Source organism: Pantoea sp. PNT03, from assembly GCF_014852515.1.
In the GTDB taxonomy this organism is placed as follows: Bacteria; Pseudomonadota; Gammaproteobacteria; order Enterobacterales; family Enterobacteriaceae; genus Pantoea; species Pantoea leporis.
Window position 1 is genome coordinate 732,290 of sequence record NZ_JACVBT010000002.1, and the last position, 19,273, is coordinate 751,562.

Below are 19,273 nucleotides of genomic sequence, written 5' to 3' on the forward strand. Positions count from 1 at the left end.
TCTATTTCCGCGTGATCTTATCAGCGAAAAAAGTAACAGCAACGCCGTAACATAAATAACTCCGTTAGGCTGGTGGTCAATAAATACCGCTAATGGAACATAAAATGACGAATACCAAACCTGCCGTGCTGATTATTCAGCCGCTAATGCCGCAGTTAGATGAAAAGCTCACGCAACATTTCCATTGCCATCGTTTATATGAGCAGCATGACGCAATGCTATTTATCCAGCAGCATGGTAAAGCGATCAACGCCATTGTTACGCGCGGCGATGTCGGGGTGGAAACGGCACTGCTGGAGCAACTGCCGGAGTGTAAAGTCATTGCTGTATTCGGTGTCGGCACCGATCGTATTGACCTGAAATACACTGCCGAAAACGATATTCAGGTCAGCATCACCCGCGACATTTTGACTGACGATGTTGCCGATTTGGCAATGACAATGACGCTGGCGTTCTCGCGTAATTTGGTCGCTTACCATCAGTTTGCGAAATCCGGGGCATGGGAAAATAACGGCGTCGAACTCTCCAGCCGCGCCCGCGGAAAAAGAATTGGCATCGCCGGGTTAGGCGCGATTGGCTTAGCCATCGCGCGCCGTGCCGAAGCCTTTGGTATGGAAGTGGCGTATACCGCGCGTTCGGCGAAAGACGTCAGCTATAAGCGCTGCGATACGATCGAACAGCTCGCCGCCTTTAGCGATTTTCTGGTGCTGGCACTGCCGGGCAGCAAAGAGAATGTGCAACTGGTCAACGCGAAGGTGCTGGCGGCGCTCGGCCAAGAGGGCGTGGTGATCAACATTGCGCGTGGCACAGTAATCAATGAACCCGACTTGATCGCTGCACTGCAGCAGGGAATCATTAAAGGGGCGGCGCTGGATGTGTATCCGGATGAGCCAAAAATTAATCCCGCGCTGCGTGAACTAAATAATGTGCTGTTAACGCCGCATATTGCCAGCGCAACTCACGAAACGCGTGCGCAAATGACCAATAATGTGCTGGAGAATTTACGGGCCTATTTTGCCGATGGGAAGATTCTGACATCGGTATAATTTAAGCATCCGGATTAAGACGAAATTCTTATATCCTGCGTAATAATCCCTATTTAGCGATAGCAATTTTCGTTCAGCCAGGCTGTTATGATATCGGCACTTAATTCAGGAGCCCATTATGACAGCACAGAAAATTGCAATTATTGGCGGCGGCGTTATCGGATTAGCGGTGGCGCGCGCCTTAGCGTTGCAGGGCGTTGAAGTCACCGTTTTCGAACAACAGCACATTGGCGCGGGCACCAGCAGCACGACGTTTGCCTGGGTAAACTCCAATGGCAAACAGCCGCGCAGTTATCACCTGCTTAATGCGCTCTCGATGGAAGAGCACCTCAAACTGCAGCAAGCGCAGCCGAACGGATTGCGCTGGCTGGAAACTGGCGGTACATGGGAGTGGGCCGCCGAGGGCGATGCGCAGCAACGTTTGCTGCAGCGTGCCACGTCGCTGCAATCAGCAGGTTATGCGGCGCGTGAAGTGTCGCCAGCAGATGTGCTGCGCGATATTCCGGAGCTGCGGGCGCAGGCCATCAGCGGCAGTGTGTGGCATTTCCCGACAGAATCGGTGCTGCATCCGGCGCTCTATCTGGCGCGCTTATGGTCAGAAGCCAAAGCGCGCGGTGCGGTGCTGTACCAGCATCAGCGCATCAATAGCATCAGTGAAAGTGCCGATCGGGTTACGCTGCAGCTGGAAAATGGCGAGCAGTGGCAGGGCGATCGTATTGTGTTAGCCACCGGACGCTGGGCCAATCAGCTGCTAAATTCACTGGGACTCAATCTGGCGTTGCTGGATACCAGCAAACCGAACGCGGTGGCTTGTAGTTTCCTGGTGCGCACCGCGCCGCAGCCGTTATCGCTCAATGCCAATCTCATCTCTCCGCAACTTAACGTACGCCCGGACGGCGGCGGACGTTTGCTGCTGCAAGCCTTAGAGTTGGATCACCTGGCCGATTCTGCTGCGCCACCCTCAATCACCAGCGATATCGCCGCGCAGTTCCGCGAGCGTTATCACGCGCTGTTTGCGGATGCGGGCGAGTTGCAGATTGAACAGATTGTGGTGGGGCAACGCGCACGACCTGCCGATGGTTTACCGGCGCTGGGCTATGTCACCGCGCATCATCGCGTGTATGTGGCGGTGACACACAGCGGTATCACCCTTTCGCCATTGATTGGCAAGCTGGTGGCTGAAGAGCTGATCGGTGATGTGGCAAGTGAGCTGCTGAGCGATTTCCGTCCGCAGCGTCTGCTGGGGAAAAGCGTGGAAGCGTTTGCGCCCATCAAGCGTAATTTCCCGGCGGCGCAATAACGCGATGATTGCCGTTCGCAGGCGGCCTCATCCATTTGCATCAATAACGCAGTCGCCCACTGAAACCATTCGAAATTATCGCACCTGATTTCAGGGTTAAATCGCATTCCTGTTCTCGCGGCTGCAGCGCGTTAATGAAGCTATCGGCCCATTTGTGGCAATCATGCAGATGCAGGTTTTTTAGCAGGCTGGCGTGACGTTCGCGACGCACCGAAAGCGGCATGATAAGCGCGGTATGAATGGCATCGGCGATGGCATCGGGATCGTAGGGATTGACCAACAGTGCGCCCTGCATCTGTTCGGCGGCGCCGGCAAACTGCGACAGAATCAGCACGCCGGGATTAGCGTGATCCTGCACCGCCACATAGGTTTTCGCCATCAAACTCATCCCGGCTATCAGCGGTGTGACCAACGCCACACGCGCTGCACGGTAAAATCCGCACAGTTCTTCATGTGAATAATGGTTGCTCAAATAACGCACCGGATACCAGTTCAGCTCGCCATGCACGCCGTTCATTTCGCCACAGCGGGTTTCCAAATCGCGCGATAACTCTTTAATGCGATGGCTGTAACCTGACGCCGCTGAAGCCAGCTGCACCATGGAAAACTTGTGGTGATACTCCTCGTGTTGACGCAGTAAAACTTCTATGGCGCTGATGCGGTAGGGCGTGCCGGTGCTGTCGTCAAAATGGCCACCGCTGAGGATCAGATTCTCCGGTAAGGTTGCGCGACATTGCTGCTCCATATACTGGCAGCTGTTGCTTTCAGCTAGCGCGCTGGTTTCCACGGTATCAATACCTACCGGGAATACGCCTACGCGAATCTGACGGCCGTGGATACGCAGCGTGTAAGGCGTTAGACGCTCGCAACGGAAGCGGGATTCAATCCAGGCGGTGAAATTGTTCATGTCTTGGGTGGTCTGAAAGCCAATTAAGTCGGCGCACAATAATGCATCGGCCAGATAGCGCCAGTTCGGCACCGATTCAAAAGATTGTCCTGCTGGGAAAGGCTGATGGAAAAAGAAGCCGATACGATTTATCAGGCCGGCATCGCGCAGCATTTTAATGCTGGGAATCAGGTGATAATCCTGCAACCAAATATCATCATCGGGCATGGCATATTCACTGATGGCGCGCGTATAGGTTTCATTCAGTTTCATATAACCGATTTGGCTGCTGGTGGAAAAACGCGCCATGTCGGGGCGCTGATGAAATACCGGCCACAATCCCTGATGAATATATTGATGATAACCTTCTTCATATTCTGCTTTGGTTAAGCGAAATGTCAGCGTGTCGAATGCTTTGCCGCTAGTAAAATTCAGCTCACGATGAGGTTCAGTGGTAAATGATTCAAACTCGCCACTCCATTTCACCCACATGCCACCGCGACGCGTCAATATGCTTTCATAAATGTTAGAAAGCGTTGAGTGATTATTTTGATTGTGTGATACCAAAATCAAGCCTGACATAGTTTTGACCCGTTGCTTAATCTGCCCATGAATCATTGGCAGAGAATTTAAAAAAGGTTGGCGCAGTATAAATTGCAGCATGCCGCTCATGATTTACGCTCACAGGCGTTAATGGACCGGTGCGTGTTGACCGCTGACGTTATGCGGATGAACCGCTATTAGTGAGTTCGATACTTTTCATCTCGCGCTACCTCTCCGAATCCTTCAGGGCTGTCGATGAAATTAATCTAACCGACCAACCCGTAAAAATGTCGTAAAAAAGACGCTGAGAGTTATAAAAATTTAATAGATTTTATTTACAACCAGGATAAATGTTGGCGTTAATTTTTTTGATCACTTTAGATGGCGACTTTAATGGTTTGAGGGGAGTACTTATGCGCAAAGACACATTCGGCCTGTTAGAATGACCGCCGTTCATAGAGGAATCTAAGAGGTTTAATCGTGTCAACGTTAGTATTTAGAGAAGCCAGGCTGGCAGATGTGGATCGCTGTTACGCGATTGAAATTGAGGCTTACGAAGGTGATGAAGCCGCCACGCGTGAAAAAATTGCTACCCGCATTGCGCAGTATCCACAGGGATTTTTATGTATGGAAACCGATGGCAAGGTGATTGGTTTTATCAACGCCGGTTGTGCGTGGGAGGTGGTGATGTCGGATGAAGCGTTCAAAGAGTTAATCGGCCACGATCCGGCAGCACCCAACGCCGTGATTATGTCGGTGGTGCTTGATCCCGCTTATCAGGGCAAAGGTTATGCGTCGCTGCTGATGCGCCAGTTTATCGAGCTGATGAAGAAAATGGACAAGCGAACCATTCATCTGATGTGCAAAACCCAGCACGTTGAGCTGTATAAAAAATGGGGCTATCAGTACATCAAACCGTCTGAGTCAGACCACGGTGGCATGGCGTGGCATGAGATGCTGATGAAACTGTAATTCAACAGGTAAATATAACGCTAAGCATTCAATGATCGCACATTCCCTGGCGGCGCGATTTATCGCGCAATAAATTACGCCGCTACGACACCTGCGCACACTTTATGCAGCCACACCTTTCGGCTGAGCCGACAGATGTCCCGCCCATAAACTGGCCACCCATTTCACGCCTTTGGCGGTGAAACGCGCTTGGGAGAAAGCATGCTGATTCTCGCCACGTCCGGAGCGCAGGGTGAAATATCCCGCCTGTATATGGTGCTGCTGCGGTGCCAGCGTGCCTTTTTCGCGATACATAATGTTGCGTTCTAACAAAAACTCACGAAATTCAGTTTCCTTTACCTTCAACATCTTGCACAGCTGACGAAAGCCGAGCGAATCTTCGATCTCGACAAAGCGATCAAAAAATTCAGCCTTAGGGGCCGACAACGCAAGTTGCTGCTCAGCCGCACGGCGCTGCTCAAATTGCTCCGCCCAGGCGCGGGCCGCTTCCGCCGGATTGGTGAAATCAGGCAGATGGGTAAACTGTTCACGCTGCTGCCAGAGATCGAGTAATTCCGCAGTGAAGCCAGGCGAAAGCCGGGCAACGGCGAGTAATGAATCGCGCTTGTTAAGATGAAACTCCTGACGCACTTCACCCTGATGCTCATAGAGATTCACCGTCAAAGGCTGGGAAAGACGCTGTGCGGTTTCCAGGCTTTTCACCAGGCGCTTCACTTCGCCGTGCGTAATGCCCGTGACATGGGCAATTTCGCGGCTGCTCATCATCATTGATGCATTCAAAGCAGACAGACTTTCCGTTGAGATCATCATCACTATCACCTCTTGCAGACTTACTCAGCCTTGTGGCTGTTGAATAAGTATACGCAACACTGTTTATATATCCAGTATTATTTTTAACCGTTCACCTAAGATGTTCGGCTTTGCGTAACGTTTCACAAAGCCAGATTTCGCAAACCCGGCGTTCTACGTATTCTCTTAAAGTGAGGTTTTAGCGGTTTATTAAATTGTCGCGCTGAGTGCTGTTTGATAATTTTGAGCCAATTTTCCGGGCTTTTGTCGGCTTTCTGCAGCATTAGGTGCAGGGCTGATGTGTGCCTTTTTTAACAGCAATAAGTAGTTAACTGGCGGCTGTGCTGCTGGAGAAACGATGAAAAAGAATAAATTTAAAACCCATTTGGTTTCACTAGGTTTACTGGCGGAAAAAAAGCTGACCAAACGCAGAACGCTGCCCGATTACAATCCTGCCGCAGAGCAGGATATCAATTTAGTTGCACGCCATACCGCGCCCGCTGCCATTCCGCGTCAGATTTGGATGTACTGGGAAAGTGAAACGCTACCGGAAGAAATCCAGATTTTTGTCGATAAAATCGTGCGCGAAAACCCCGGCTATCAGGTAACCGTCATCAATAACCTGAATATTCAGCACTATCTGCCCGATCTGCACTTCGTGCATCAGGATATGCGCCCTTCACATAAAAGTGACGTAATCCGGCTGGAACTGCTGCATCGCTATGGCGGAATCTGGATGGATGCCACCATCATTCTCAACCGCACGATGGACGAATTGTTGGCGGTGAATGTTGACGATGGTTATGACCTGATCGCCTTTTATCGCGACAGTTCGACGCTGGATAAAGACTATCCGGTGATTGAATCCTGGTTCCTGGCCGCGCCGAAAAATAATGCCTTTATTGCGCGCTGGCTGCACTTTTTCCGCCCGATTGTTGAAGTGGGCGCCGACGAGTTTTTCCGTCGTTTGCTCGCGCTGCCCAATTACGAAACCATTGTTCAGGGCATCACGCCACCGGATTATTTGGTGGTGTATATCGCGCAGCAGCAGGCGCTGCGTGAGAACAATCAGTACAACTTCTATCTGCGTAAATGCGAAGCCAGCGCGTTGCTGTATCAAAGCCTGGTGGAGTGGCGTCCGGTGAAGCTGAGCCGCATGCTGATGGTCGATCGTCTGCCGGCCGTCTTGCCGCCGCTGACCAAACTGACGGGATTTGATCGTAAATATCTCGACACCAACCTGAAATATGGCGTGGTGAATAAAGACAGCTTATTGGGTCAGATTCTGTTAAACAGCCAGAAGGGCGCCCGCCCGCAGACACCGGTTCCGGCAATGACGGGCAAGGCATAACGCATCACGGATTGATCAACTGCTGGAGTGCCGCGGCGCTGATTTCATCGTCCGGTACATACACCAGCAGGCGATCGCCGTTGCGTGACGCCGACCACCAGTTATTTTGCCGCAGCGTCATTTCACCCACTTCGTCGCGGTAAAATCGTTTTACGCGATTTTCCACCTGGCCCAATTCATAGCGCTGCCAGGTGTGAGCAAACTCATCTGAACTGTTCAGCAAGCGAGCAAGAAAGCTTTCCCAGTGCGGATCGCCAAGGTGCTCGCCCATCTGCCCGCGAAACATCGCCACCATCTGCGGCATCACTTCATCCCAGTCATTCAGCGCTTTGCGCCAGGTTGGGTGGTTGAAGGCCAGCCAGATGCAGTTGCGATCTTCAGGCGCGATTTCGGCTAAATCCACGCCCATCAAGGCACACCACGCGGCGTTGTAACCGATAATATCAAAGCGCGGCGTCTCAATAATCGCCGGTAACTGGATCGCATCGAGCATCTGCTGATTGTGCGCGGCAATTTTGCAGCAGGCGGCCACCACGCGCACCGAGGGCAATGCGTGCCCGGCGAGCGAAAACAGGTGCTGCGTTTCCACATCGTTGCACTGCAACGCGCTAGCGATCGCCGTCAGGGTTTTCGGCGAGGCTTTGATATCGCGTCCCTGTTCCAGCCACGTATACCAGGTCACGCCAACATCCGCTAACTGCGCGACTTCTTCGCGGCGTAAACCCGGCGTGCGGCGATGGCGCATGCGGGGTAAACCGAGTCGATTGGGATCGAGATTTTCCCGGCGCGTGCGCAGAAAGGTGCCGAGTAATTTACGGTTGTTTTGTTCGGTGGTAACAGGCGCGGATGCCAGGCTCATAAGCAGATCCTTCGACAAGACGGGTAGTATTTATACCATGATAATTAAGAACTGGTACCCGTTTAATGGTTAGGTGATGCTATGCCGTACTGACAGCAAAAACAAGGTAAAACCGATGCAGACATCGCAACTTCAACGCACAGGATTGATGGTCCTGCTTGCCGGGCAGCTGCTGCCCATGATTGATTTTTCTATCGTTAACGTAGCGTTAGACGCGATGGCCCACACGCTGCAGGCCACGGCGATTGAGCTGGCGCTGATCGTCGCGGTCTACGGCATTGCCTTTGCCATCTGCCTGGCGATGGGCGGAAGGCTCGGGGATAACTACGGTCGCCGTCGCGTGTTCCTTGCAGGAGTAGGGATCTTCGGTATTGCATCTTTATTATGCGGCATCGCCAATAGCGTTGGCCTGTTGATGTTTGCCCGCGCGCTGCAAGGCGTGGGCGCGGCCTTTATCGTGCCGCAAATCCTCGCCACGCTGCACATCACGCTGAAGGGCAGAGCGCATGCGCGCGCCATCGGTTTGTATGGCGGCATTGGCGGGCTGGCCTTTATCATCGGTCAGGTGTTGGGCGGATTTCTCATCAAAGCGGATATCGGCGGCTACGGCTGGCGCAGCGTTTTCCTGATTAACCTGCCAATTTGCCTGTTTGTGCTGATCACCGCGCGCCGCTTTGTGCCGGAGACGCAGAACACGCAGCGCGTACCGGTGGATATTAGCGGAACCTTGCTGCTGGCGGGCGCGATTGGTTGCCTGATGCTGGCACTGGCGCTCGGTCCGCTGCTGCATTGGTCGTGGCCGTGCATCTTGCGGCTGGTGCTGTTCCCGCTGTTTCTGCATCGTCTGCGCCAGAGTTCGCTGCGTCTGGAAGCGGCCAACGGCGCGCCGCTGCTGCCGCCTTCACTGCTGCGTCTGCCGAGCGTGCGTTTTGGCCTGACGCTGGCGGTGCTGTTCTTCTCCTGCTGGAGCGGCTTTATGTTTTCCGTCGCGCTGACGCTGCAGGCCGGTTTAGGGCTGACCGCGTTTCAGTCCGGGAACGCGTTTATCGCGCTTGGCGTGGCCTATTTTATCGGGGCGATGCAATCCACGCGCATCGTCGAGCGTTTAGGTAAGCGCGGCGCCTTACTGATGGGCTGCGGCATTCAAATGGTTGGGTTGCTGGCCCTGATCGCCACGCTGCAACTCGCCTGGCCGCAGGTCGGTATTTTCACCCTAATTCCTGCAACGGTGCTGATTGGCTTTGGTCAATCGTTTATCGTCAGCACCTTCTACCGCATTGGCATGAGCGGCGTGCCGCATCACCAGGCGGGCGCGGGCAGCGCGGTGCTGTCGACGGTGCAGCAATCGGCGTTAGGTTTAGGCCCGATGCTGCTGGGCGGTGTATTCATGCAGATCTATACGCACGGCAATCATCTGGCGGCAATCACCGGTACGCTCGGCGTTGAGCTGGTGATGATGGCATTACTGGTGATCTTCACCAGCCTCAATCGCCGTACGTTTCAGCCGGTAACGGCAGAAGGGTAATTCTTATGCGGAGATTTTGGCAGGAGCGATGCAGCTTATTGTAAAACAACCGAAAATCCGCGGGTCGCGCTGAATTTACCTTTGGCTCAGCGGTCTTTTTTCCGGAACATATCGCCGCAGTTAACGGGCTGAACCGCGTGTTCAGCCCGTTTTTATGTGGTGCGGAAGCAAGGCGCTTGAATCAGGCACAGGAAAAACGGCAGGCTCACAACAGATGAAGAAGATGTTAACCGGGTTACTTTTAATGGTAACCACCACTGCCTTTGGTGCAGATGATTTCACCCTAAAGGATATTCACTTTGCTGGGCTTCAGCGCGTCGCACCCGGCGCGGCGTTGCTGCATATGCCGCTGCGTGTTGGCGATCGCGTCAATGATGATGATATTCGCAACAGCATCCGCGCGCTTTTCGCCACCGGCAATTTTGACGATGTGCAGGTGCTGCGTGACGGGGATGCGCTGCTGATCAAAGTCAAAGAGCGCCCGGCGATTGCCAGCATCTCATTCTCTGGTAACAAAGCGATTAAAGAGGATCAGCTCAAGCAGAACCTTGATGCCTCGGGCGTGCGCGTGGGTGAAGCGCTGGACCGCACCACGCTATCGGATATGGAAAAAGGGCTGGAAGATTTCTACTACAGCGCCGGGAAATATACTGCCAGCGTCAAAGCGGTCGTCACGCCGTTGCCGCGCAACCGTGTCGATCTGAAGTTCATTTTCACCGAAGGCGTGTCGGCGAAAATTCAGCAGATCAACATTGTCGGCAACCACGCTTTTTCCGCTGATGAACTGATTTCGCATTTTCAACTGCGCGACGATGTGCCGTGGTGGAATTTGATCGCCGATCAGAAATACCAGAAACAGAAACTCTCGGGCGATTTAGAGACGCTACGCAGTTATTATCTCGATCGCGGTTACGCACGCTTTAACCTCGATTCCACACAAGTCAGTTTAACGCCGGATAAAAAGCATATTTACGTTACGATAAATATTCATGAAGGCGATGTTTATCATGTTAGCGGCGTAACGCTGAGCGGAAATATGGCCGGCTATTCCGCCGAAATTGAAAAACTGGCGCACGTGCCGGCGGGCAGCTTATACAGCGGGGCAAAAATCAACCAAAACGAAGAGGCGATTAAAAGCCTGCTCGGTCGTTACGGCTATGCGTTCCCGCAGGTAAATACGCAATCGGAAATAGACGACAGCGATAAAACCGTGCAGCTACACGTGAATGTCGATGCCGGGCGGCGCTTCTCGGTGCGACAGGTGCGTTTCTCGGGCAACGATACCTCTAAAGATGCGGTGCTGCGTCGTGAAATGCGCCAGATGGAAGGCGCGTGGCTGGCGAGCAATCAGGTGGAGCAGGGCAAGGCGCGCCTTAATCGTACCGGTTATTTCGAAAGCGTAGATGTAGATACGCAGCGCGTGCCGGGCAGCCCGGATCAGGTGGACGTGGTGTACAAAGTGAAGGAGCGCAATACCGGCACCTTCAACGTTGGACTGGGTTACGGCACCGACAGCGGCATCAGTTATCAGCTTGGTGTTAGCCAGGATAACTGGATGGGCACCGGCAATACTGTGAGTTTCAGCGGCACGAAAAACAGCTATCAAACCTATGTCGAAATCGCTGCCACCGATCCCTATTTCACCGTGGATGGCGTGAGTCTTGGCGGCAAACTGTTCTACAACGATTACAGCGCGGAAGATAACGATCTTTCCGAATACACGCTGAAAAGCTTCGGCGCGAGTAGCACGTTAAGCTTCCCAATCGGCGAAAACAGCAGCGTGAACAGTGGTCTGGATTACGTCTATAACCGCGTCAGCAATATGGCACCGCAGGTAGCAATGTGGCGCTATCTGGGTTCGCAGGGCATTCATCCGCATGTGATCACCAGCGATGACGACGATGACGATGCCACCGTGGCGGACAAATTTACTGCCAACGATTTCTTCTGGAACATTGGCTGGAGCTACAACTCGCTGGATCGCGGCTTCTTCCCCACCTCGGGCGTGAGCGCCGGTTTCAACACCAAAGTGACCATTCCAGGTTCCACCAACAGCTATTACAAAAGCACGCTGACCGCCAATGGCTACTTGCCGCTGAGCAGCGATCATCGCTGGGTGCTGATGGGTCGCAGTAAAGCCGGTTACGCCGACGGTTTAGGCGGCAAAGAAGTGCCGTTCTACGATAACTTCTATGCCGGCGGCTCCAGTTCGGTACGCGGATTCTCCTCCAACACCATCGGGCCAAAAGCCGCCTATTACCGCTGCAGCGGCAGCGAAAGCAGTTACGGTGCTTGCCCGGTGGAGAAATCGGATGATGCGGTGGGCGGTAATGCGATGGCGGTGGTGAGCGCGGAGCTGATTGTCCCTACGCCGTTTATCAGCGAGCGCTATGCCGATGCGCTGCGCACTTCATTGTTTGTTGATGCCGGCACCGTGTGGGATACCGGCTGGCAGAATACCGCAGCCACTAAAGCGGCGGGGATTCCCGATTATGGCGATCCCAGCCAGATTCGCGTGTCGAGTGGCGTGGCCTTGCAATGGCAGTCACCGCTGGGTCCGCTGGTGTTTTCGTATGCGGTGCCGATTAAAAAATATGAAGGCGATAAGTCGGAGCAGTTCCAGTTTAATATTGGTAAAACCTGGTAGATGTATTTAATTCGTTAAAGGTTGAGAGGAGTTTTACATTATCTTTAAACGGTGAAGACAGAATAAAATAGCCAGCAGGGTAAAATAGCCGTCGTGAAATGCTTAAGGAATGAGTGTTCGCCAATATCGTTGTTATGCATGTGATTAACTATATTTCGCCACCCAATGTTGGGTGGCTTTTTTTCATTAGAGATGATGAAAGTGTTTACGGGAGCTTAAGCATACTTGCTGCCCGGATTGCAGTCTCAACTGCCGGAAAAATTGTGTTGATTGAACAATGACTAATGTAATCATTTTCAACCACTATCTGATTACCCTGAGGATAATTTGGTGCCCAGGTTTTATAGCCGATCAAGCCGGTATCCTTGAGCTTCCTCTTATTATAAAGTGCCACTAGTGGACGATTTAGCGCGTTAGCAATGTGGACGATGGAAGTATCCGTACTCACTACCGCGTCAGAGATGCGGACAATTTCAACTGCGGTATTTATGGTACTTTCTGACATAATTAAAGCACCATGCGCACTGAATGAACGTACTTTGTTGCTCTGCCCGATTACCACAACTTTTATCTCCGGATTAATCGAGTGAATAAAGTAGATGAGAGAGATGACCTGTTCTTCGGAGAAATCTTTATCCGTGGCGCCAGAGAAAGGATTCACAGAAACGACAATATCGTTATTTGTAATGTTAAGGGCGTTTTTAACTCTATTTTGTTCTTTAGCACAGTACCCAAGTTTATAATGAAATGAGGTTTCGTGGATATCGAACAGTGCCAGCACCCGCTTATGGCGTTCAGTGATATGCTTCTCGGCATCAAGATAACGGATGGATGCATTATAAATACCCGGAAGATTTTTATTAAAGCCAACATGGTGGCTACGTCTCATCAGCCATGCCAGCTTCAGACGTTCATAATCCTGAACATCGTCAAAATCGATGACAACATCAAATTTCTGAGCGTGTAACAGGTCAAGTGACATCCGATTTTTATATTGAATAATCTGATCAAAATAGTCGCAGTTATGGAGCAGTTGCCCGCATACCGGACCAGTGAGCACTGAGACTCTGTAACCTTTTTCTGCGAGTTTAAATGCAGTCCCAGTCGTCACGACCATGTCACCAATTTTGTCGTCGAGACGAAGAATCAATATATTACGCGCTTTAACAGGTTCAAAAGCATCTCGGGTGCGTATAGTTCGGATAAGGCACAATAACACTGTTTTTTTTATTTTTCTAAGCAGGTTGTTTTTATTTCTATTAATCGTTTTCAGGAACCGCATAACAATACCCGCACATATGAAAAGGCCACATTGAAAATTTAAAAGATGAAACGATGCGGCAAGGATGATCATTGGATGCCTATGTTACCGTTTTCAGTGATTAAAAAAAATCTTTCTGACAGCTCACGAGAACATCCTATTCAGCGCAATGTACGCACTCCAATACGGAAACTAACGATTGGGCGAATAGGATGCTCATGCGCCCCCTAAACAGCAATGACAATCTTAAGGGCCTTTTCTGGCCTGAGCACCGACTTAAAGCGACTCAACCAACCTTAATCCCGTCTCCGCATCAAACAGATGAATCTTCTCGGCGTTGAAGCCCAGCATAATGCTCTCGCCGCTGACAGCCGCATGACGTCCGGCGATCTGCATATGCAGCGGCTGACCGTGCCATTCGAGATGCAACAAGGTGGATTCGCCGGTGATCTCCACCACTTTCACCAACGCTGCAGCGTTGCTGCTGGCTTCCAGCAGATCGTGCGGGCGCACGCCGAGCGTCACGGCTGCGCCAGCACGTTCGCGCGCCGCCGCTTGCCAACGCGCGGGCAACGGCTGCCACAGATCCTGGCACTGCACGCCGGGCACGCCATCGCGGGCAATCAGCTGTGCCGTTAACAGGTTCATCGGCGGTGAGCCGATAAAGCGTGCGACAAAGGTATCCGCCGGACGATCGTAAATCGCCAGCGGCGCGCCTTGCTGCACGATGCGGCCATCCTTCATCACCACAATTTGGTCGGCCAGCGTCATCGCCTCAACCTGATCGTGCGTCACATAAACCATGGTGGTTTTGAAACGCTGATGCAGCGATTTGATCTCGGCGCGTAGCTCCATACGCAGCTGCGCATCGAGGTTCGACAGCGGCTCATCGAACAGGAACACTTTGGGATTTCGCACCATCGCGCGGCCCATCGCCACGCGTTGACGCTGTCCGCCTGACAGTGCACGCGGATAGCGTTGCAGCAGCTTATCGATGCCAAGAATTCCGGCGATACGCGCAATTTTAGTGTGCTGCTCCTCGCGCTTCACCTTCTTCACCTGCATGTGGAACGCCAGATTCTCCGCCACGGTTAAGTGCGGATAGAGCGCATAGCTCTGAAACACCATGGCGATATCGCGATCGGCTGGATCGCGGTCGTTGATTTGCACTTTGTCCATCAGGATCGCGCCATCCGACAAGCTCTCCAACCCGGCCAGCAAGCGCAACAGCGTCGATTTTCCGCAGCCGGATGGGCCAACCAGCACGGTAAAACTGCCGTCAGGAATGGTGAGATCGAGCGGATGCAGCACCGACTGTTTTGCGTAGCGTTTGGCCACTTTTACGAGTTCAACACTGGCCATAATTTAAAACTCCTGGGAAAGTTGCAGTTGATGCCAGTCGGGATAACGACGCGGCAAGGTGCTAATAGCCAGTGACGCCACCGAAATCCCCCATTGCAAAGCCGTGGTGAGATCTTGCTGATGCAGCAGGGCGGTGAGAAATCCGGCGTTGAAACTGTCGCCCGCGCCGATGGTATCCACCACCGTGACAGGACGTGCAGGCTGACTTACTGAGTTATCTGCCTGCCAGCAGCGCGCGCCATGCGGGCCACATTTCACCACGCAGCCGCCGCGTCCGCTCAGCTGTTGCGCCAGCATTTGCGCGCTGGCGGGCAAGTCGTCTGACGCCGCCAATCCCAGCGTTTCCACTTCATTGAGCAGCAGCCAGTCGCACAGCGGCAGCCAATGCGTGATCTGCTGACGCACTTCGTTTGTCCAGCCCTGTGGCGGCCAGCCGGTATCGACGGCGGTGACAAAGCCGCGCTGCTGTAGCTCGGCGAGCAGCGCCGGATAATCGTCATACAGATGCAGACACAAAAAGGTGCCGCACAGCAGCACGATATCGCCGTCAGACGCGGTAGCCGGCAGTTGATCCAGCACATCCTGCGCGGTGAGTTGCACGATATGGCCGAGATTACTCAGGAAAGAGCGTTCGTGATCCGAATGCGTCACGCCAACGGTAAGCGAGGTTTCGCAGCTGTAGCGCGTCCAGTGCGCAGCGCTGTGCGGAAAATGACTCGCCAGCCAGGCGCTCAGGCCATCATTGCCCTGATTGGCGACCGCGCGATGGCGCACCTGCATCGCTTCCAGCGCCAGCGCGCAGTTGCCCGCCGAGCCGCCAGGACGCAGTTCGCTGTGATTCAGCATCACTTCAGTACCGCGCTGCGGCCAGTTATCCAGCGTGCCCATGATCAAATCGACATTAATGTTACCCACCACATACAGCGTGGCGGTGAGTTTCTGCTCCATTATCCTTTGCTCCCGCCACTGGCAAGGCCGCTAACCAGCGTCTTCTGCAGCCAGATGGCAATAAACAGCGGTGGCACCGACGCCAGAATGCCAACGGCAGCGATCAAGCCATCATCGGTGGCGCGTCCGGCGGTAAATCCGGCAATGGTGACCGGTAAGGTTTGTGCGGCGATATTGCTGGTAAACAGCAGCGCATAGAAAAATTCGTCCCACGCCAGCAGCCAGCCAAACAGTGCGGCGGCCCCCAACACCGGCTTCGCCAGCGGCAGCGTAATGCGTAACAGCACTTGCCAGACGCGCAGGCCGTCGAGCCGCGCCGCCTGCTCAATATCCTGCGGCAGCGTATCGAACTGGTTTTTCAGCATCCAGGTAAGGAACGGCAGAATCAGCGAGCAGTAAACAATGATCAATCCGGGCCGCGTGTTGAGCAGATCGAACTGCTGCAACAGGAAGTAGAGCGGCAACACGAATGCCACCGGCGGCACCATATAGATGGCAAGCGAGGCAAACAGCCAGCCGTCGCGCCCGCGGTAGCGCGAGAAGCTGAACGCTGCCGGAATGGCCAGCAGTAAGCAGATGATTGTCGCGCCGGTGGCGACTAAAAGGCTGTTGCCGAGTGCATGCAGAAACAGTACGCCCGGCTGGCCCGGCTCCAGCGACAGCAGCTTGCCGTAGCGGGTGAAATCCCACTGGCGCGGCAGCCACTCCAGCGGTACGCGGGTGAGATCGCTGGCGGCGCTGACGCTCATCAAAAACAGCCAGCCCATCGGCGCTAACACTGAGAACGCCACCAGCAGCGCGGCGGCGTATTTACCGACATGGCGCAATTTAACCTTCATGAGCGCTTCCTTTGCGGCGCTGGCGCCACAGTAACAACATGTAAAGCGTGATCAGCACCGCGCACAGCAAGGTCATCAACATCGCGTAGGCCGCGCCGCTGCCAGCACGCAAGTAGCTAAACGACTCCTGATACACGTAAAAACTCAGGGTTTTGGTGCTATCGACCGGACCGCCGCGCGTCATTACGTAGATGATGTCGAAAATTTTGAAGGCGTCGATGGTGCGCAGCACCAGCGCCACGCTGAGCGGGCCAACAATCGCCGGGAAGGTGATGGCACGAAAACGCCGCCACGCCGATGCGCCATCCAGCCGTGCGGCTTCGAACAGATCGTCGGGGATCGATTGCAACGCCGCCAGCACCAGTAAGGTCACCAGCGGATAGTTTTTCCAGATATCGGCGAACATCACCGCGTTGAGCGCCGAATCCGGCGAACCCAGCCAGCTGCGATAGCCATCAATGATCCCTAACTGCGTCAGCAGGGCGTTGATGCTGCCGTAATCCGGGTTGAAATTCAGACGCCACATCATGGCGTTAACGATGGTCGGCAGCGCCCACGGCAAAATCACCAGCACGCGCAGCACGTTGCGACCGGCGAATTTCTGGTTCAGCAACAGCGCTACCAGCACGCCGATCACGCCTTCAATTGCCACCGACACCACGGTGAAATAGAGCGTGCGCCATAGCGAACTGCGGAAATCCGCATCGGTGATGGCGAACAGATAATTTTCAAAGCCAATCCAGCCCGGCGCTTCACCGCTGCCGATCAGGGCGGCATCGGTGAAACTCAGCCAGATGGTGCGTAACAGCGGCCATGCGGTGAGCAACAGCATCACCAACAACATGGGTGCCAGCAGCACCCATGCCTGCCGTTGTTCGCGTTGACGCAAACTCAGCATTGTTGCCCCTTAGCGCAGACGCGCCGCACTCTTATCTACCGCTTGCAGCGCGGCATCTGGCGTTGCACTGCCCACCAGCACCTGCTGCAACTGCTGCTGCAGCGTGTTGGAGAGACGCGAATAGTCAGCCGTTTCCGGACGCGACAGCATCACGTTAAGCGACTTATCCGCCGCCGCGATCAGGCTTTCCTGGTTTTTCAGCACCGCCGGATCCTGATACGAGCTTCTCCAGATCGGCAGACTCAGCGTGGCGTATTGGTTCTGTACCGGCTGTGAAGTCATGTAGCGAATGTATTGCCATGCCTGATCCGCATGCGCGCTGCCTTTAGTGATGCCAAGGCCCATCGAACCGTTTACCGCACCGAATTTGCCCGGCGCATCGCCTGGCGCGGGAACGATGCCCACCTGGCCGGCGACCTTACTTTGTTTAGGATCGTTGGCCATGTTGTACATGTAGGTCCAGTTGAGCGCGAAAGCCGCATCGCCATTGGAGAAGGCTTTACGCACATCCTCTTCCAGATATTCGCGTGAAGCCGGATTGCTCAAGCCTTCATCCAGCGAGCTTTTCATCAGCTTCACCGCTTGCAACGAGGCCGGGGAGGAGAAATCGAGTTTGTCGTTGTTATAGAACTTGCCACCGAAACCTGATACCAGCGTGGTGTAATCGCACACCAGCGCTTCCGCCTGCGACCAGCTCCACACCAGCGGATATTTCACGATGTTTTTCTGCTTGATGATGCGCGCGTCATCCATCACCTGCTGCCAGGTTTGCGGCGGGGTGGTGATACCGGCTTTTTCCAGCATCGCTTTGTTGTAATAGAGATATTTGGTATCGAGAATCCACGGCATGCCGAGGGTTTTGCCTTTGAACTCAACGGTGTTCATTGCGCCGGGGAAAATCTGCCCTTTTTCATCAGCGCTGATGCGGCTGCTGACGTCCTGCAATAGATCGAACTTAGTGAATTCTGCCGGCCAGATGGCATCGAACAGCACCACATCGTAGCCGTTACCGCCCGCGCCACGCGCCGCAACAATTTTGTCATGCAGCGCTTCGTACGGCACAAACTCAAGATTAACCTGCACGTCTGGGTGCGTTTTCTGAAACGCCTGCGTCATGGCGCGGATATCATTTTCGCTATACGCCGCCTGCGTCATAAACAATGCATTCAACGTGGTTGCCGCTACCGCGCTGCCTACGCTGGCTAACAGAACTGCTGCAAAACAACCTTTTATGACTGGGTTGAATCGGATTTTCATGGTGTTTTCCGCCTTGATGCAAAAAGAGGGTGTTTTATTAAATCAATTTGATGGATTTAATAACGCGCACAGGTTGTCAGGTTGCTGCGGCTGACATTGGTTAGCTAAAGCAATTGACGTGCCAGGGCATAAATCTCGTTTGCCGCTGGACACTACTTTGCACAGATTTTCGCCGCTGCCAGGTAAACAGATTGTAAAATGTGTGGCCGATCATAGATATTCATGTGGTTTTAAAAAGGAGGACATTTGTGAAAAGTGCCGATCAGCTTTTTGCCGAATGCATTGTTTAGGTGCAGTTGCGTTGGGGCTTGCTGCATGAAAGCGCATCTCTTAACGGCGAAATGCCGTTATCAGTAGCTGGTTAGGATGAGATTTTCGGCTGATAATACAGCCAAAAGCGGACGTCAAAATGATGACGGCTTAGGTAGTTCTGTCACATCAAACATAACACCGCATCTTGAACCTAAGCACCATGTGCTGCTGGCGTTCCCTGATGAAAAACCAGAGTTCACTGTCCTTCCTCCGAACTTAAAGCAACCTGAGCTTTTCCAGTAGCATTCTGCTTATCCTCAAATGTTCCTACCATATGCTCTCTTTCAACATAAAAGTGCTTCACTGAATCGCTGCAGCCCCTTTGCGCGATTGGAAATTAGAGACCGCTTTGAGCAAAAAGAGGATATTCGCAATTTATCGATAAAGGATGCAGGCTTGTAAAACGTTCGCGCATTTATGGTGTAGAAATAAAGCATTCTTTTTATATAGTTGGCTGATGGACTTTCAAAAATCAGTA

The 19,273-nt window shown here is 53.3% G+C and carries 15 protein-coding genes; 6 read left to right on the plus strand and 9 right to left on the minus strand.

The genetic code is table 11. The features are described 5' to 3' along the window. The first annotated feature begins 104 nt into the window (after positions 1–104). Complete coding sequence (locus IB226_RS11420) at positions 105–1,046, plus strand: 2-hydroxyacid dehydrogenase (protein ID WP_192235483.1); 942 nt, start codon at positions 105–107, stop codon at positions 1,044–1,046. A 118-nt stretch (positions 1,047–1,164) separates the two neighbouring features. Continuing rightward, positions 1,165–2,346 (plus strand): FAD-binding oxidoreductase, encoded by a 1,182-nt coding sequence (locus tag IB226_RS11425; protein ID WP_192235485.1) that lies wholly within the window; start codon positions 1,165–1,167, stop codon positions 2,344–2,346. 40 nt (positions 2,347–2,386) lie between these two features. Here the strand turns inward: IB226_RS11425 and IB226_RS11430 are convergent, their stop codons facing one another. Next, complete coding sequence (locus IB226_RS11430) at positions 2,387–3,814, minus strand: trehalose-6-phosphate synthase (RefSeq protein ID WP_225608264.1); 1,428 nt, start codon at positions 3,812–3,814, stop codon at positions 2,387–2,389. A 441-nt stretch (positions 3,815–4,255) separates the two neighbouring features. Here IB226_RS11430 and IB226_RS11435 point away from each other — a divergent pair, with 441 nt between their 5' ends. Next, entirely contained in the window at positions 4,256–4,747 is a 492-nt protein-coding gene (locus tag IB226_RS11435) for a GNAT family N-acetyltransferase (protein ID WP_192235487.1), read from the plus strand. 102 nt (positions 4,748–4,849) lie between these two features. Here the strand turns inward: IB226_RS11435 and IB226_RS11440 are convergent, their stop codons facing one another. Next, positions 4,850–5,557, minus strand: coding sequence for a phage antirepressor KilAC domain-containing protein (locus IB226_RS11440; protein ID WP_192235489.1), 708 nt, complete (start codon positions 5,555–5,557; stop codon positions 4,850–4,852). A gap of 337 nt (positions 5,558–5,894) precedes the next feature. Here IB226_RS11440 and IB226_RS11445 point away from each other — a divergent pair, with 337 nt between their 5' ends. Continuing rightward, the gene (locus IB226_RS11445; RefSeq protein ID WP_192235491.1) at positions 5,895–6,887 is read left to right on the plus strand and encodes a glycosyltransferase family 32 protein; all 993 of its coding nucleotides are present in this window, start codon (positions 5,895–5,897) and stop codon (positions 6,885–6,887) included. 4 nt (positions 6,888–6,891) lie between these two features. Here the strand turns inward: IB226_RS11445 and IB226_RS11450 are convergent, their stop codons facing one another. Next, the gene (locus tag IB226_RS11450) at positions 6,892–7,746 is read right to left on the minus strand and encodes a helix-turn-helix transcriptional regulator (protein ID WP_110867004.1); all 855 of its coding nucleotides are present in this window, start codon (positions 7,744–7,746) and stop codon (positions 6,892–6,894) included. A gap of 115 nt (positions 7,747–7,861) precedes the next feature. Between IB226_RS11450 and IB226_RS11455 the strand changes: the two genes are divergently transcribed. Beyond that, entirely contained in the window at positions 7,862–9,271 is a 1,410-nt protein-coding gene (locus IB226_RS11455) for an MFS transporter (protein ID WP_192235493.1), read from the plus strand. A gap of 214 nt (positions 9,272–9,485) precedes the next feature. Beyond that, entirely contained in the window at positions 9,486–11,918 is a 2,433-nt protein-coding gene (gene bamA / locus IB226_RS11460) for an outer membrane protein assembly factor BamA (RefSeq protein ID WP_192235495.1), read from the plus strand. Positions 11,919–12,123: 205 nt separating this feature from the next. Here the strand turns inward: bamA and IB226_RS11465 are convergent, their stop codons facing one another. From IB226_RS11465 to IB226_RS11490, 6 genes are all read right to left on the minus strand, one after another. Beyond that, a complete protein-coding gene (locus IB226_RS11465) occupies positions 12,124–13,200 on the minus strand; it encodes a glycosyltransferase family 9 protein (protein ID WP_192235497.1) in 1,077 nt (358 codons plus the stop codon). Between the two features lie 255 nt (positions 13,201–13,455). After that, on the minus strand, positions 13,456–14,541 hold the full coding sequence (locus tag IB226_RS11470; protein WP_192235499.1) for an ABC transporter ATP-binding protein: 1,086 nt from the start codon (positions 14,539–14,541) through the stop codon (positions 13,456–13,458). 3 nt (positions 14,542–14,544) lie between these two features. Continuing rightward, on the minus strand, positions 14,545–15,489 hold the full coding sequence (locus tag IB226_RS11475) for a carbohydrate kinase family protein (protein WP_101761764.1): 945 nt from the start codon (positions 15,487–15,489) through the stop codon (positions 14,545–14,547). Next, positions 15,489–16,328, minus strand: coding sequence for a carbohydrate ABC transporter permease (locus IB226_RS11480; protein WP_064739810.1), 840 nt, complete (start codon positions 16,326–16,328; stop codon positions 15,489–15,491). Before IB226_RS11480 ends, IB226_RS11475 begins: the two co-directional genes overlap by 1 nt. Beyond that, positions 16,318–17,226 carry a carbohydrate ABC transporter permease gene (locus tag IB226_RS11485; RefSeq protein WP_064739811.1) on the minus strand — a complete coding sequence of 303 codons (909 nt, stop codon included), beginning with the start codon at positions 17,224–17,226 and terminating at the stop codon, positions 16,318–16,320. The genes IB226_RS11480 and IB226_RS11485 overlap by 11 nt, the downstream gene beginning before the upstream one ends. Before the next feature lie 9 nt (positions 17,227–17,235). Then, positions 17,236–18,483 carry an extracellular solute-binding protein gene (locus IB226_RS11490; RefSeq protein ID WP_192235501.1) on the minus strand — a complete coding sequence of 416 codons (1,248 nt, stop codon included), beginning with the start codon at positions 18,481–18,483 and terminating at the stop codon, positions 17,236–17,238. Between the last annotated feature and the right edge of the window lie 790 nt (positions 18,484–19,273).